Origin of the sequence: Methylobacterium sp. CB376, from assembly GCF_029714205.1 — a bacterium.
Classification (GTDB): domain Bacteria; phylum Pseudomonadota; class Alphaproteobacteria; order Rhizobiales; family Beijerinckiaceae; genus Methylobacterium.
Genome location: NZ_CP121648.1, coordinates 1,431,964 through 1,445,985, shown reverse-complemented (window position 1 = coordinate 1,445,985; position 14,022 = coordinate 1,431,964). Strand labels below are relative to the sequence as shown.

Annotated in this window: 10 protein-coding genes; 3 read left to right on the top strand and 7 right to left on the bottom strand. The window is 75.0% G+C overall.

Annotated elements, in window-relative coordinates:
- Positions 1-314: 314 nt before the first annotated feature.
- Positions 315-530, top strand: coding sequence for a hypothetical protein (locus QA634_RS06510; RefSeq protein WP_012331219.1), 216 nt, complete (start codon positions 315-317; stop codon positions 528-530).
- 24 nt (positions 531-554) lie between these two features.
- A complete protein-coding gene (locus QA634_RS06505) occupies positions 555-4,433 on the top strand; it encodes a glycosyltransferase (protein ID WP_012331218.1) in 3,879 nt (1,292 codons plus the stop codon).
- 117 nt (positions 4,434-4,550) lie between these two features.
- On the opposite strand, the gene QA634_RS06500 is transcribed toward QA634_RS06505, so the two are convergent.
- The 7 genes from QA634_RS06500 to QA634_RS06470 form a co-directional block, all read right to left on the bottom strand.
- Entirely contained in the window at positions 4,551-4,970 is a 420-nt protein-coding gene (locus tag QA634_RS06500) for a DUF1236 domain-containing protein (protein ID WP_012331217.1), read from the bottom strand.
- Positions 4,971-5,012: 42 nt separating this feature from the next.
- On the bottom strand, positions 5,013-5,255 hold the full coding sequence (locus QA634_RS06495; protein ID WP_012331216.1) for a hypothetical protein: 243 nt from the start codon (positions 5,253-5,255) through the stop codon (positions 5,013-5,015).
- A gap of 313 nt (positions 5,256-5,568) precedes the next feature.
- Positions 5,569-5,922, bottom strand: a complete 354-nt coding sequence (locus QA634_RS06490; RefSeq protein ID WP_012331215.1) for a hypothetical protein — start codon at positions 5,920-5,922, stop codon at positions 5,569-5,571.
- Positions 5,919-6,701, bottom strand: a complete 783-nt coding sequence (locus QA634_RS06485; RefSeq protein WP_012331214.1) for a sigma-70 family RNA polymerase sigma factor — start codon at positions 6,699-6,701, stop codon at positions 5,919-5,921. The genes QA634_RS06490 and QA634_RS06485 overlap by 4 nt, the downstream gene beginning before the upstream one ends.
- Positions 6,702-6,994: 293 nt before the next feature.
- Positions 6,995-9,883 carry a hypothetical protein gene (locus QA634_RS06480; protein ID WP_012331213.1) on the bottom strand — a complete coding sequence of 963 codons (2,889 nt, stop codon included), beginning with the start codon at positions 9,881-9,883 and terminating at the stop codon, positions 6,995-6,997.
- Between the two features lie 174 nt (positions 9,884-10,057).
- Positions 10,058-11,440, bottom strand: coding sequence for an HlyD family type I secretion periplasmic adaptor subunit (locus QA634_RS06475; RefSeq protein ID WP_012331212.1), 1,383 nt, complete (start codon positions 11,438-11,440; stop codon positions 10,058-10,060).
- Positions 11,441-11,443: 3 nt separating this feature from the next.
- Positions 11,444-13,210 (bottom strand): type I secretion system permease/ATPase, encoded by a 1,767-nt coding sequence (locus QA634_RS06470; protein WP_012331211.1) that lies wholly within the window; start codon positions 13,208-13,210, stop codon positions 11,444-11,446.
- Between the two features lie 469 nt (positions 13,211-13,679).
- On the opposite strand from QA634_RS06470, the gene QA634_RS06465 reads away from it, so the two are divergent.
- Positions 13,680-13,991 carry a helix-turn-helix domain-containing protein gene (locus QA634_RS06465; RefSeq protein WP_012331210.1) on the top strand — a complete coding sequence of 104 codons (312 nt, stop codon included), beginning with the start codon at positions 13,680-13,682 and terminating at the stop codon, positions 13,989-13,991.
- The last annotated feature ends 31 nt before the right edge of the window (positions 13,992-14,022 follow it).

The following is a 14,022-nucleotide window of genomic DNA, read 5'->3' as shown; positions in this document are numbered from 1 at the left end:
AGCCGCCCGCTCCGTCCCGCACCGGCGATCGGCCCCGGCGGCCGGGAGGCGCCGCCATTCGCCTCGCGCCGCGTCGTCGCTCACCCCCGGGCATCGTCGCGCACCTCGCTTCTGCCGCTCGTCAAGTCTGTGGGACGAGGCGCCGAGTCTCACATCCCGATGCCGCGCATTTTTTTCGGCGCATTGCCGGCGCGCGGCGCGGAGCCCGGAGCCCGGCACGCCGCGTCCGCATGTCGCTGCAAATTTTCGCCTCTCGTTGGACACGCAGGGTGACGCAACGGCAGATCCCGCAGGGGTCCGGACGGGGGCACGAGATGACAGGTCTCACGGCGGAGCAGGACGACGAACTCACCTTCATGACCGGCGTCGACCGCGCCGGCGTCATCGCCGCGACCGTGCGCGAGTCAGCGGCGCACGTCACCGACCGGCACGTGGAACTGGACGCGCACGACCCGCGGCCGGCCGAGGGGCCGGCCGTCGAGGCCGAGCGCCGGCGCCCCGACGCGGTCTTCGCCCACGCCGCCCGCTGAGTGCCTTCCGGAGTCGTACTGGCCATGACGAACGCTCTGTACCGTCGCGACGCGCTCAGCCTCGAACGGATGTCCGACTTCTGCGCCCGTCTCCTGGGCCTGCTCGCCAGGAAGGCCGGAGGATCCCGTTGGCTCGGGCAGAGCGTGGAATTCGATCCGGACTTCTACAGCCGGCTCTATCCGGACCTGCGCCATCTCCGGGACGCCAAGGCGCTGCTGTCGCACTACCTCGTGCACGGGCGCAAGGAGCGGCGCTTCCCGACCCGGACCGCCTATCTCGCCCATCTTTTCACCAAGCACGGGGACCTGCCTGAGGGCTTCGACCCGACGATCTACCGCGACCTGAACCAGGACCTCGCGGCCCTGCTCCAGGAGGATTGGGAATACGCGGCGCATTACGTCCAGTTCGGGCGCGTGGAGCGGCGCCGGTTCCGGCGGGAATCCGAGCGCGGCGACGAGGCCGCCTGGCCCTCCCTGGTCTGCGCCGAGGTCGACGACGCGCTCGTCGCGGCGCATCTGCGCCGGCACGACCTGATGCCCGGGCGCTGGCAGCAGCGCTTCGATCTCGCGCAGTTCATCTTCCTGAACGCGGACTGGATCGGGGCCGCTCCGGCGACCCGCATCCAGGGCATGCTGCTCTTCGCCGAGCAGGGCGTCGACCGGCTCGCCCCCCTCAACATCGAGGACGCGTTCGACCCGGCCTTCTACCGGGCGAACCATCCGGTGGCGGCCAGTCTCGGCGATGCCGACCTCTACCGTCACTGGCTGCGCGAGGGGGTCGAGCTGGGCTTCGCCCCGAACGAGCGCGCCTGCACCGCCGCCCTGATCGGCCAGGGCGCGTTCCCGTCGTGCTTCGATGCCGAGGCCTACCGCGCGACCCAGGCCGGCCTGGCCGACCTGACCCGCACCCAGCTTCTCGCCCACTGGCTCGACCACGGGCTCCCGGGAGGGTGCCTCGACGTGATCCGCGGGCCCGACGCGCCGTCCTTCCTGGCCCAGGTCGGCTTTCGCGCACTCCTGCGCCACCAGGGCAGCGTCGCGCTTCGCGCCTACGACGAGGCCATCGCCCGCGGCGGTCCGAGCTCCGCCCGCCTGCACGGCCGCGCCGAGGCGGCCCGCGCGCTCGGCCAGGACGCGGCCGCCACGGGCGACTACGTCGCCGCCGCGAGGGAGCCCGCCAGCAGCCTGTGGAGCCACATCCACGCCGCCGAGGGACTCGCCGCCGGCGATCTGCCGGCGGCCCTCGCCCAGATCCGCGCCTCCTCGCCCCGGTGGAGCCGCGACGCGCGCTGGCGCGACACCGCCAGGAAACTCCTCGACCAGAGCTTCACCGCCCATCGCGAGGTCGCCCGCGCGGCCTACCGCCAGGGCCTGCGGGCGCAGGGCGACGCGATCCTCGACGACGCCCTGAACCAGCTCGCCCTCGACCTGCCCCTCGTGCTGCCGCTCCCGGCCCCGCTCCCGCCGGTCCCCGGCGGCGCGATCGTCATGCTGGCCAATCTCGACCTGCCGCAATGCGTCCATTACCGCGTCGAGCAGCGCCGGCAGCAGCTGGAGCGCGGGGGCTGGACCGTCCGGGTCTTCGGGCAGAACGAGACCGAGGCCTTCCGCCAGGCCCTGCCCGGGGCGAGCGCCGCGATCTTCTACCGGGTGGCCGCCTTTCCCGACATCCTCCACGCGATCCTCACCGCGCGGGCCCTCGGCCTGCGCACCTTCTACGACGTGGACGACCTGATCTTCGACGCGGCGAGCTATCCGGATCCCTTCGAGAGCTTCGAGGGGCAGATCACCCGGGAGGACTACGCCGAGCTGCAGGCCGGCGTGCCTCTGTTCCGGTTCGCCATGTCCCAGTGCGACGAGGGCCTCGCCGCGACGCCCGCCCTGGCGGAGGCGATGGCCCCGATCCTGCGCCAGCAGCGCTGCCACCTGATGCGCAACGGCCTGGACGCGCGCAACGACCACTTCCTCGATCAGCCGGACCCGCCGCTCGCGGAGCCCGGCGACACCGTGACGATCTTCTACGGCTCCGGCACCAAGGCGCACAACCGCGACTTCAACGACCTGATCGGACCGGCCCTGCTCGCGATCCTGCAACGCCACCCGCAGGTCCGCCTCCTGATCGCCGGCCACCTGAAGCTCGGCCCGGCGCTGAGAGCCTGCGCGCACCAGATCCAGACGATGGGCTTCACGGCCGAGGTGGGCGATTACTGGGAGATCCTCTCGGGCGTCGACATAAACGTCGCGGTCCTGCAACCGGGCCGGGTGGCGGACGCCAAGAGCGAGATCAAGTGGCTGGAGGCCGCGACCTGCGGCATCCCGTCCGTGGTGAGCGGCACGCGCACCTACCGGGAGATCCTCGTCGACGGGGAGGACGCGCTCCTCGCCTCCACCCCGGAGGAGTGGACGCGCGCGCTGGAGCGCCTGGTCGGGGATCCGGGGCTCCGCCGCCGGATCGGGCTCGCGGCGCGGGAGAAGGCGCGGCAGCTCGACGCGTCGGCGCGGGCGCTCGCGGACATCCTGCCCCCGCCCCGCCCCTCCGCCCCGATTCCGGCCGCGGTGAGGAAGCCGCTCATCCTCGTCTCCAACGTGTTCTTCCCGCCCCAGACGATCGGCGGCGCCACCCGGGTGGTGCGCGACAATCTCGACCACTTCCTGGATCGCGCGGGCGACCGCTTCGACTTCGCGGTCGTGGCGAGCGACGAGGGCGTCGCGCCGGAGGGCCGGATGCGCATCGACGCCTACCGGGGCATGCCGGTCGTCCGCATCTCGACACCGATCGAGGCCGACATGGATTGGCGGCCGTTCAATCCGACGGTCGGGAGCGTCTTCGCGGCCGCCCTCGACCGGTTGCAGCCGGACCTCGTCCACTTCCACTGCGTACAGCGGCTGACCGCCTCGGCCGTCGAGGCGGTCCAGGCGCGCGGCCTGCCGCACCTCGTGACCGTGCATGACGGCTGGTGGATCTCGGACCACCAGTTCCTGCTCGACCGCGACGGGAGGGTGGTGCGGACGCGCGCGGACACCTTGCAGGCCTCGGCGGAGGGGCCCCGCGACGCGGCGGCGCGGATCGTGCGGCGCCGCCGCCTCGCCCGCCTCCTCCAGGGGGCCGACCGGATCCTGGCCGTGTCGGAGAGCTTCGCGCAGATCTACCGGGACGCGGGCTTCGCGCGGACGATCAGCGTGCCGAACGGCCTGTCGCCCGGCACGGTCCGGCGGCGCGCGGCGGGGAAGGGGCCGCGCGTGCGCCTCGGCCACGTGGGGGGCCGCGAGGCGCACAAGGGCGCGTGGCTGATCGAGGCGGTCCTGCGCACCAAGGCGTTCCGCAACCTGAGCCTCACCCTGGTCGATCTCGCCCAGGAGCGGGACCACGTGCGGCACGACGTGTGGGGCACGACGCCGGTCCGGATCGTGGGTCCGGTGCCGCAGGAGGAGATCGCGGCGCTCTACGGCGAACTCGACGTCCTGCTGGTGCCCTCGCTCTGGCCGGAGAGCTTCGGCCTCGTGGCGCGCGAGGCGCAGGCCTTCGGACTCTGGGTGGTGGCGAGCGACCGGGGCGCGGTGGGCAAGGACATCGTGCCGGGCGTCGACGGATTCGTCATCGACGTGGCGTCACCCCGCGACCTGCGGGCGATCCTGGCGGAGATCGATCAGGACCCGGCGCGCTTCCAGGTTCCGCCTCCCGAGGGCCGGGCCGTCCGCACTGCGGCCGATCAGGGCGACGACCTGCTGCGTCTCTACGGCGAGATTCTCGGCGAGCGCCGTCCCGGGCCGCCGCTGCGGCCGGCCCCCGACGCGGAGGAACCCGCATGCGCCCCGAGGGCGCCGGCCGGGACGGGCGGGGCGTGGCTCCCCCGGGTCTGCGCGTCGGCGGCGACGGCGTCGGCCGCCCGCGCGGGCGCCTGACGGAAGCCCGCGCGGGAACCCTGCCGGGCTCACGCAGGCGAGCCCTGCCGGGCTCACGCAGGCGAGCCCTGCCGGGCTCGCCCAGGCGAGCCCTGCCGGGCTCGCCCAGGATGGTCCCTACTCGATCACCTCGACGATCCGGTGGGTGTGCGGGTCCACCAGGACCGGCTGGTCGTTGACGACCGTGTAGCGGTAGCCGGGCCGCACATGGTACTCGGCCGGCACGTCGTAGTAGGTCACGCCCGAGGAGGGCAGCACGGCCCCGACGCGGACGTCCTCCCTGTACCGGTACGAGGGCAGGTGCCGCTCGCGCACGTAGGAGCGGAAGCGCGGACGGTCGTCCACGCCGAGGATGCCGCCGACCGTGCCGGTCGCGGCCCCCACCGCCCCGCCGACGATGCCGCCCACCGGGCCGGCCGCGGCCGCGCCCGCCTCGGCACCCTCCTGCGCCCCGCGCAGGGTTCCCTGGGCCTGGGCCGCCAGCGGCAGCCCGAGGGTGGCCGCCGCGACGGCGGCCAGAAGCAGTTTGCTGGTCATGATGCGTCCTCTCGACAAATCCGGCAGTTCAGCGCGGCGCGATCAGCAGCCTTCCTTGTGGACGGTCTTGGAGTTGCCCATACCGTCCTCCTTGTGGACGGTCTTGGAGCCGCAATCGACGCTGCCGGTGGTGACCTCGCGGTGCTCGACCACGCCCTCGCGGTGCTCGACGGCGACGCCCGGGGCCCGGTCGCGATGGATCACGGTGGTCTCCTCGGCCATGGCCGAGCCGGAGAGGCCCGCCAGGACAGTGGCCGCCAGGGTCGCGACGAAGACGGTGCGCATGCGTCATGCTCCTCAGTTCAGAACTGCGCCATAAACGCCCGTTTCAGCGCACAGGTTCCGGCATCTCGCCCGCGGTATCTCGTTTAACCGCGACTTAAGTTGAGGAATGATCTATTTAATCTGGCTTGCCTGGCCCAGGTTCGGCGGGAATGAGCTGTCGGACACGCATGCCCTGAGCAATAGTCCCTCCTGCACTGTGAGGCGGGGCAGGTTCTCCTGGGGCGCACGGAAGGCCACGCCGGCTGCGAAGGGGCCGGCGGACGGGGTGAGCGCGTGCGGTCCCGGAAATGCCGGTGCCGGGCGGACCGTTCCATCAGCCCCGCCGGACGGAGCCCGCGTCGCGCTGCGCAGGCCGCCGGCGCGCCGACCGGGTCCCCCGGCCCTGCTCCGCCACGCGGATCATCTGCTCGGCCCGGTCGAGCGACATGCCGCGCGGGTCGCACCCGCCCAGCGGCAGGTCCAGGTGCGTGTAGGAGAGCACGAACGCGTCGGGCTTGGCGCCCCGCAGCTTCGCGACGCTGATCCCGATGCGGCGCGCACGGGTCCGCAGGCGGCCGAGCCGCCGCTTGTCGGTGGTGTCGGACGAGGACGCGATGACGATGCTTCCGTGCTCGGCGGATTTCGGGAGGCGGCGAGGGGAGGCGCGGCCCGGCGCGGCGCGCCTCACGGCCCGGCCGCGCGACCGGGCCGTCCCGCCTCGTAGCCCAGCGCCTGCGCGAGGGCGGCGCGCGCGCGATTGACCCGGCTCTTCGCCGTCCCGACCTGGCAGTTCATCAGCTCCGCGGCGGCCTCGTAGGTCATGCCGTGCATGGCGACCAGCAGCAGGGCCTCGCGCTGCGCGGCCGGCAGCCTGCCGAGCTCCGCCCAGACCTCGCGCAGCTCGACACCGTCCTCCTGGGCCGGGAGGGAGACCAGCTGCGCGGCGGCGGCGCCGTCCGCATCCTCGACCTCGCGGCGCCGCCGCCGGCCGTTCGTGTAGAACTGGTTGCGCAGGATCGTGAACAGCCACGCCTTGAGGTTCGTCCCGACCTCGAAGCGGTGCTGGTTCTGCCAGGCGCGCAGCATCGTCTCCTGCACAAGGTCGTCGGCCTGGATCACGTTGGCCGTCAGCGACAGGGCGAAGCCGCGCAAGGCCGGCAGCGCCGCCAGCAGATCGTCGCGGAAGCGGGAGACGACGGCCGGCTGCCCCGCCAGGGCCGCCTCCAGGCGCGCGATCGCCTCGCGCACCTCCGAGGGGTGCGGCGCGCTGACGAAGGCCGCGTAGGCGGTTCGCAGCTGCCGGCCGAGATGGTCGCGCAGGAAGGGCGCGAGCTGCGGCCGGCGATCGGCCGCCGCGGGCTCCCGGGCCGCCGGCTCCCGATGCGAGAGCGGCGCGCACGCGAGGACGGGCGTCGGCGCGTGCCGCGCGCTCGCCGTGGTTCGGACCAGTCTCGATGTTCTGTGCAACACGCTGCGACACCCGCCTTCGAGAGTTCATTCACGGTCTTGCCCGCGGTCTCGGAACACGGCCGGACGAACGCCGCGCGGGCCTCCCGGGCGGGGCAGAGCCCCGAACGCGCGGGGATCCGCCTGCAACCATGGCCGCCCCTCGGCGCCCGCGCCCGTTCCCGCGCCGCCTCCCCGGCGGACGACCCCGCCCGCCGGGAGCATACAGCGAAGGAAAGTTACAATTTCACTGTACACCCCCGGGGCCCGGAGGGTCAACCCGTCGCGGCCGGCCCCGGGCTCCCGCGGCCGCGTCAGTGGAAATTCGGGTGGACCGGCACCGCGTCGTGATGAGCGATGCCCACGAGCCCGACCTCCGCGTGCGCGGCCCCGTCGTGGGCCGGCCCGGCCGGCGCCGCCGGGACCGGGTGCGGATTGCCCGGAGCGAAGACGAGGGTGCCATCCGCCCCGATCTCGGCCTGCAGGCCGGAGGGCGCGCTCGGCGCCGGGGCATGCCCCGCCTGCGCGGCCGCGGACCCCACCGCCGGGCTCGCCGCGCCGGCAGCCGGCGGCGGGGGCGAGCCCGCGGGTTCGGGCGCGACGGCGGGATGCCCGGGATCCGGCGCGGCCTGCGCCGCACCGGCGGGGGGCGAGGCCGCATCGGCCCCGGGGGCGTGCGCGGCGTGGCGGTCCGCGGCGGGGGCCTCTCCTCCCGCGGCGCCGTCGACCGGGCTCCGATCCGACGGGGCGCTGCCGGCCGCTTCGTGGCCCGCCAGCGGCGTCGCGGCGTCGGGTCTCGCGGCGCTCGGGGCCGACAGGGTCTCCGCGCCGGTCCCGGGAGCGGCCCGGCCGTGGCCGAGCGGATCGATGACCTGCTCCGGTGCGCCCTCGGCGTGGCCACGATCCGAGACGGCATTCTCCGCGCCCGAATGGCTCGCCGCCGTCGACCCGGCCTCGGCGCCCGCCCCGCCCGGGGCGGCCCCCGGATCGCGCGCCTGCGGGCCCGGATAGCCGGGAGCGACGGTCGCCCCCGGCGCGGGATGCGCCTCGGCGCCCGCGGGCCCGGGTCCCGCCGGGACCGGGGGCGTATCCGGCGCCGCGGGGTGACCGCCAGGAAGCCCGCCGCCCTGGCCGGCGCTCTCGGTCGGCTCGGCGGCCGGGACGGCGGGGCCGGCCGCGTCGCTCGCGCCCGCCGCCCAGATCTCGCCGCTCGCCGCGGGCGGCACGGCCGGCGCGGTGACCGGAGCGGTGCCGGGACCGGCCGGGCCCGCGTGATCGGGGCGGATCCCATCCCGATCCTGCCCGGAGGCGGCATCGTCCGTCGGCGCGTAACCTGCCGCCGTCGGAACCGCCGGGACGATGCGGGACGCGTCGCTGCTGCCTCCCGGCACCGCGGCCACCGCGCCGTCGCCGTGTCCCGAGGGCTCGGCCCGGGCCGCGCCGATCTCCGGGGACGCGGCCGCCGCGCCCGGCCCGCGCGCCGTCCCCGGGTGGTCCGGGTCGATGGCCGTGCCCGCGATCGCACCGGCCGCCGAGGCGGGGCCGGCCCCGTGTCCTTCTCCCACCGTGACCGGCACCCGGGCCGCGTGACCGCTCCCGTGATCCGAATCCTGCGCGGCCGGGGCGTCGGCGCGCGCGCCGTGCGGCGCGTCGGCCCCGGGAGCCCGGTCGGTGCCGGCCGCATCCGGGCCGGACCGGTCGGGCCGGACCTCCGCGCGCTCGGCCTGCGCATCATCGCCCCGGCCCGGGCCGCGGGCGGCGTCGCTCGCCGCCTCGCGGACGGGGCCGGCGTGGGCGCCGGCGCGCTCGGCGGCGCCGTGGCCCGCCCCGTCGCCCGGCGCGTCATCCGCCTTCGGGCCGGACGACTCCGAGGCCCGGCTGCCGGTGGCGCCGCCCTCGCCCGCGCCGTGTGCGGCGCCCCGGCCCTCGCTCTCGCCCGGCGCGGCATGGTCCGCCCCCGCGCGGCTCGCGGCCGGGCCGGCCTCGGCGGCGCCCTCCTGGCGCGACGGCGGCGCGAGCGCCCTCGCGGCGCCGGTTTCGCCCCGGCCCGCCTCCGCGGCGGCCTCGGTCGCGGCCGGGACGGGCGCCGCGGCGTGAGCGGCCTTGGCGCCCGGATCGGCGCCAGGAGCAGCCGAGGTGGCGGCCGAGGCGTCGGCCTGCACCGTCTCGCTCGCGTGGTCCGCGGCGCCCGGCGCCGTCCCGGACGGGTGGCCGCCGGACGCGGATTCGGCCGTGGCGGGAGAGCCGGCCGCCTGGGCGCCCGCCTGCTGCCCCGCCTCGTTGGGCCGGGCGCCGGCCGCCTTCTCGGTGAGCGGCGTCCGCGAGAGGTCGGGTCCCTCGCCGGGATCGGGCCGGGCCGGGTGGACCGGGCCGGCCGGCGCCGCCCCGCCGCGCCCGGCCCCGTCGAGGTCCTGAGCATTGCCGCCGCGGGAGAGCGGGGGCGCGGCCGGCGCGGAGGCGTCCGTGGCGCGCGGGCTGCCCGAGGAGGGAACCGCCGGCAGCGCCGCGTCCCCGTGCCAGGAGGCGCCGTCCGCCGCGCTCGCGGCGCTCGTCGGCGCGAGGTCCGTCTCCGGCCGCGGGCCGGCCTCGTCGGGCGCGGCGTCCACGGCGAACAGCATCGCGGTGGTCACGATCGCGGCGACGTGCCGGCGGTGATCGTCGTGCTGCGATTGGGCCTCGCCCGCGCCTCCCGCCTCCGCCGAGCGGGGCGGCGCGACCGGTCCCGGCCGGCCGGCGGCCGCCGGCCCGGGCAGCGGCTCGACCGGGGCGAGTTCGGAGGCGGCGGCGTCGTCCTCGGACAGCAGGAAGGCCGCGGCCGCGACGATGGCCGCCAGCAGGGCGGCCGGGTGAACCACGAGCGTCGTGCCGCCCTGGCCCTGCGGGATGGGCAGCAGCGCCGGGTAGCGGACCGCGATCTGGTTGAGCAGGGCGCGGAAGTCGGGACCCTGCATCGGCTGGTCCAGCACCGCGCTTCCGACCACGTAGCGCCCGTCGATGCGGGCGAAGTGCATGATCACGTCGCCGTCCGCCCGGCAGAAGACGAACCACGGGTCGGCCTCGTCGCTCAGGCCCTGATCGCTGGTGATCCGCATCCCGGCCCGGACCAGGGCGGCCTCGACCCGGTAGAACTCGGCCAGCTCCTGCTGGGACCAATCCCCGCGCGTCGTCGGCGCGGGCCGGAAGAAGGAGATGACAGCACCCATTTCGCCCTCACTCCGCACAGAAGCGCGGGGCCGGAGCGGGGCATCCCCGAGGCCCCCGGCGCGCGCACCCGTCCCGTCCGGACCTACGCAGCATGGCCCGCGCGATCCTGCCGACTCTCTCGTTCCCGCATCATGGTCCGCCACCGCACCGGCGACCGTCTCGGCGAGTGATGCTCAGCGCTCATGGAAGGCACGTCCCATCGCGTCGAAGAGGGGTGAGACCATGTAGTCGAGGGCCGTCCGCTCCCCGGCCGAGAGGACGATCTCCGCGGGAAGTCCGGCCAGGAGGCGGTCCCTGACGTCGCCCGGCACGTCGTGCTCGTCGATCTCGACGATCCCGGCGAAGTAGGGCTGCTTGGTCGCCTCGTCGATCAGCCGGTCGCGCGACACCGTCCTGAGCGTCCCGAAGATCGCCGGGGTCCGGCGCGTCTGGAAGGTGGGCAGCTTGACCTCGGCCCGCATCCCGGCATGGACGGCCTCCAGATCCTGCGGCGAGAACTGCACGCTGATCACCAGCCGGTCGCGCGTCGGGACGATCTCCATCAGCGGCTCGCCGGGGCGGACGACCTGCCCGATCGTGTAGACCTTGAGGCCCTGGATGACGCCGCCGTGCGGGGCGCGCACCTCGTGCCGCCGCAGCACGTCCTGGGCGACGAGCAGCTTCTCGCGCAGTTCGGAGATCTTCTGGCGGGTCTCCAGGAGCTGGGCGGTGACGGATTCCTGGCGCCTCTGCTCGATCTGGGTGACCTGCATGCCGGCCTCGCCGATGGCGTTCTCGGCCTTGGCCGTCTCCGCCACCGAGCGCCCGATCACGCCCTGGAGCCGGGTGCGTTCCCGCTCCATCATCAGGAGCCGCGAGAGCGGGATGAGGTTCTTGTCGCGCAGGCTGCGCAGGCCGCCGAGCTCCTCGTCGATGTAGCGGACCTGCGCCTCGACCGAGGCCCTCTCGGCCGCCAGCCCCTCCATCTCGACCCTCAGCTGCCGCACGCGCGCCGCGATGAGGTCGAGCTGGGCGCGCATCGACTTGCGGCGCTCCGCGAGCTGGCTGCGCTGGTCGCCGATCGCCCGGGCGATCGGCGCCTCGTGGCGCCGCGCGACGATGTCGGGCGGCAGGTCGAGGTCGGCCGCCCCGTCCTGCTCGGCCCGCAGGCGGGCCTCGAGGATCAGGGCGGCGTCGAGCTGGGTGCGGAACAGGTCGGCGCTCGCCCGCGACTGCAGCGGGTCGAGGCGCAGGAGGACGTCGCCCTCCCGCACGCTCTGGCCGTCCTTCACCAGCACGTCGAGGACCATGCCGCCCTCGAAATGCTGGACCACCTTGCGGCTCGTCTCCGCCACGACGACGCCCGGGCTGATGACCGCGCGGTCCAGCCGGACCCGCGCGGCCCAGCCGCCGACGACCCCGAAGGTCAGCGCGATCAGGGCGTAGCCCGCGACGGCGTAGAGCCGCCAATTCGTCATCTCGGCCGGCCGCGCCAGACCGGCCCCCGCCTCGGGGCGCGGGGCGACGGGCCGGGGCGATCCGGGGACGGGCAGGAAGCGGGCGGTCCCGGTGGTCATCGCTCAGCCCGTCGCGGCGCGGGGCCGCTCCTGCAATCGGCGGTCGACGACGCCGTCCCCGATCGCCGCCGGCGCGGAGGCGGGAAGCGGCCGCCCGCCCGTGAGCTGCGCCAGGATCGGCTCCGCCGCGCCGAAGGCCTGGACGCGGCCCTCGTTCATCACCAGCACCTGATCGGCACCGGCCAGGATGCCGAGCTTGTGGGTGATCAGGATCACCGTGGCGCCGTGGCGCTTGAGGTCCGCCACGGCCTGGATCAGGGCCGCCTCGCCGGCCTGATCGAGGCTCGCATTCGGCTCGTCGAGCACGACGAGGCTGGGCGCGCCGTACATGGCCCGGGCGAGGGCGATGCGCTGGCGCTGCCCGCCCGACAGCCCGTGCCCTCCCGGGCCGATCCGGGTGTTGTAGCCGTCCGGGAGCGCCTGGATCAGCGCGTGGCAGCCGGCCCTGCGCGCCACCTCGACGATCGCCCCCTCGTCCTCGACGGCGAAGCGCGCGATGGTCTCGGCCACGGTGCCGTCGAGGAGCTCGACGTCCTGGGGCAGGTAGCCGAGGTAGCGGCCGAGGGCCTGCGGGTCCCAGTGCCCGATCTCGGCGCCGTCGATCCGCACCGTGCCGCCGAGAAGCGGCCACACCCCGGTCAGGGCGCGGGCGAGCGTCGATTTCCCCGAGGCGCTGGGTCCGACGATCCCGACGACGCTCCCGGCCTCGATCCGCACGCTGACGCCGCGCAGGATCGGCGCCGCCCCGCCGGGCGCCGCCACCGAGGCGTTCTCGATCTCGACCTCGCCGCGGGGCCGCGGCAGGCTCATCCGCCGCGGCTCCGCCCCGGCCGCCGAGACCAGGTCCGCCAGCCGGCGGTAGCTCGCCCGGGCCGCGGTGACGCCCTTCCAGTGGGCGACGATCGCCTCGATCGGGGCCAGGGCGCGGCCGATGATGATCGAGGCGGCGATCATCGACCCGGCCGAGATCTCCCGGCGGATGGCGAGGTAGGCGCCGAGGCCGAGCACCATCGTCTGCAGCAGCATGCGGACGTACTTCGTCGCGGCGACGATGAGGCCGGCCCGGTCGCTGGCGCGGGCCTGCAGCATCAGCACGTCCTGGTGGGGGGCGCGCCAGAGTTCGCGCACGGCCGCGACCATGCCCATGGCGTGCAGCACCTCGGCGTTGCGGGCGCTGGCGCGGGCCTGCTGCGCGGCCGCGTGCGAGGCCCGGTTCGCCGCGTCGAGCAGCCGGCGGGTGGCGACCTCGTTGACGAGCGTCAGGGCCAGGATCGCCGAGCCGCCCGCCAGGGCCATCCATCCGAACCAGGGATGCAGGGCGAAGCAGGCGAGCAGGAAGATCGGGGTCCAGGGCGCGTCGCAGAACGCCAGGAGGCCGCTGCCGGTCAGGAATTCGCGCAGGACGTCGAGGTCGCGCAGGGCCGCGTCCTGCCCGCTCCCGGGCCTGCGCAGGATGCTGCGATGCACCGCGTCGTAGATCGGGGTCGCGATCGCCTGATCGAAGATCACTCCGCCGCGCACCAGGATGCGCGCGCGGAGCATCTCGAGGCACGAATAGACCGCGAGCGCGAAGGCGGCGATCAGGCTGACGCCGACCAGCGTCGCCTCGCTGCGGCTCGACAACACCCTGTCGTAGATCTGCAGCATGTACAGGGGTGTGACGAACAGCAGGATGTTGATGAAGAAACTGAAGACGAACGCGGTCGCCAGGACCGGACGCAGGGAGCGCAGGCCGCTCTGCAGGACGGACGTCGCCCGGTCACTCGTCATACCGAAATCCCGCCAAGGAGGCGCCGAGGCGCGGAACGATGGGCATCAGCGGAGCGGCCGCGGTCGGTCCGACCCGGTCCGCGGCAGCCGACCCGGGACTCGGGAGCCAACGATCGGCCGGGGGGTTTGTTTCGGGTCCGGGTCTCGCGTGCAGGTCTCGCGTCCGGGTCTCTTGTCCAGGTCTCGTGTCCAGGTCTCGTGGCGCCCCCCCAGGTCGCTGACCGACGGCGTGCGTCGCGCCCCGATCACGCGATGATAGGGCAAGTTGTATTTATTCCAAGTGCGCGGGACGCGGGTACCCCTCGGGGCCGGCGCGGCGCCGCCCGGAGGACCGCCGGACGGACCGCCGCAAGGACCGTCAAGGCGCCCGGGCGGGATCGCCCTGGACACCGCCGGCCGGACAGGGGTATATGAATGTCACTGTACAGGCGGGGCGCTCGCAGGTGAGGCCCGCAGGAAGGCATCCACCGTGTATGCTCACCATCAGCGTCTGGACTCCGAGGAGGTCCAGGAACTGCGCCGGGAAGGCGGCCGCTACCTCAAGGAGCTGAGGGAGGCGCGCGGCCTCTCGCAGCGGCAGCTCGCGGCGCTGGTCGGTGCCGAGTACTACACCTTCATCTCCCAGCTGGAGACCGGCCGGGGCCGCATCCCCCCGGACCGCTACCGGGCCTGGGCCGAGGCGCTGGAGGTCGACGTCCGGCACTTCGTGCGGTCCTTGATGCGGTTCTACGACCCGATGACGCACGACATCCTGTTCGGGGCGGAGGCGCCGCGGCCCTGAGGCGGCCGCGGCCGTCGGGGGAGCCGGCCGG

Coding starts and splice junctions, on each gene's coding strand:
- QA634_RS06510 (WP_012331219.1), top strand. CDS start 315: ATGACAGGTCTCACGGCGGAGCAGGACGACGAACTCACCTTCATGACC.
- QA634_RS06505 (WP_012331218.1), top strand. CDS start 555: ATGACGAACGCTCTGTACCGTCGCGACGCGCTCAGCCTCGAACGGATG.
- QA634_RS06495 (WP_012331216.1), bottom strand. CDS start 5,255: ATGCGCACCGTCTTCGTCGCGACCCTGGCGGCCACTGTCCTGGCGGGC.
- QA634_RS06500 (WP_012331217.1), bottom strand. CDS start 4,970: ATGACCAGCAAACTGCTTCTGGCCGCCGTCGCGGCGGCCACCCTCGGG.
- QA634_RS06475 (WP_012331212.1), bottom strand. CDS start 11,440: ATGACCACCGGGACCGCCCGCTTCCTGCCCGTCCCCGGATCGCCCCGG.
- QA634_RS06480 (WP_012331213.1), bottom strand. CDS start 9,883: ATGGGTGCTGTCATCTCCTTCTTCCGGCCCGCGCCGACGACGCGCGGG.
- QA634_RS06470 (WP_012331211.1), bottom strand. CDS start 13,210: ATGACGAGTGACCGGGCGACGTCCGTCCTGCAGAGCGGCCTGCGCTCC.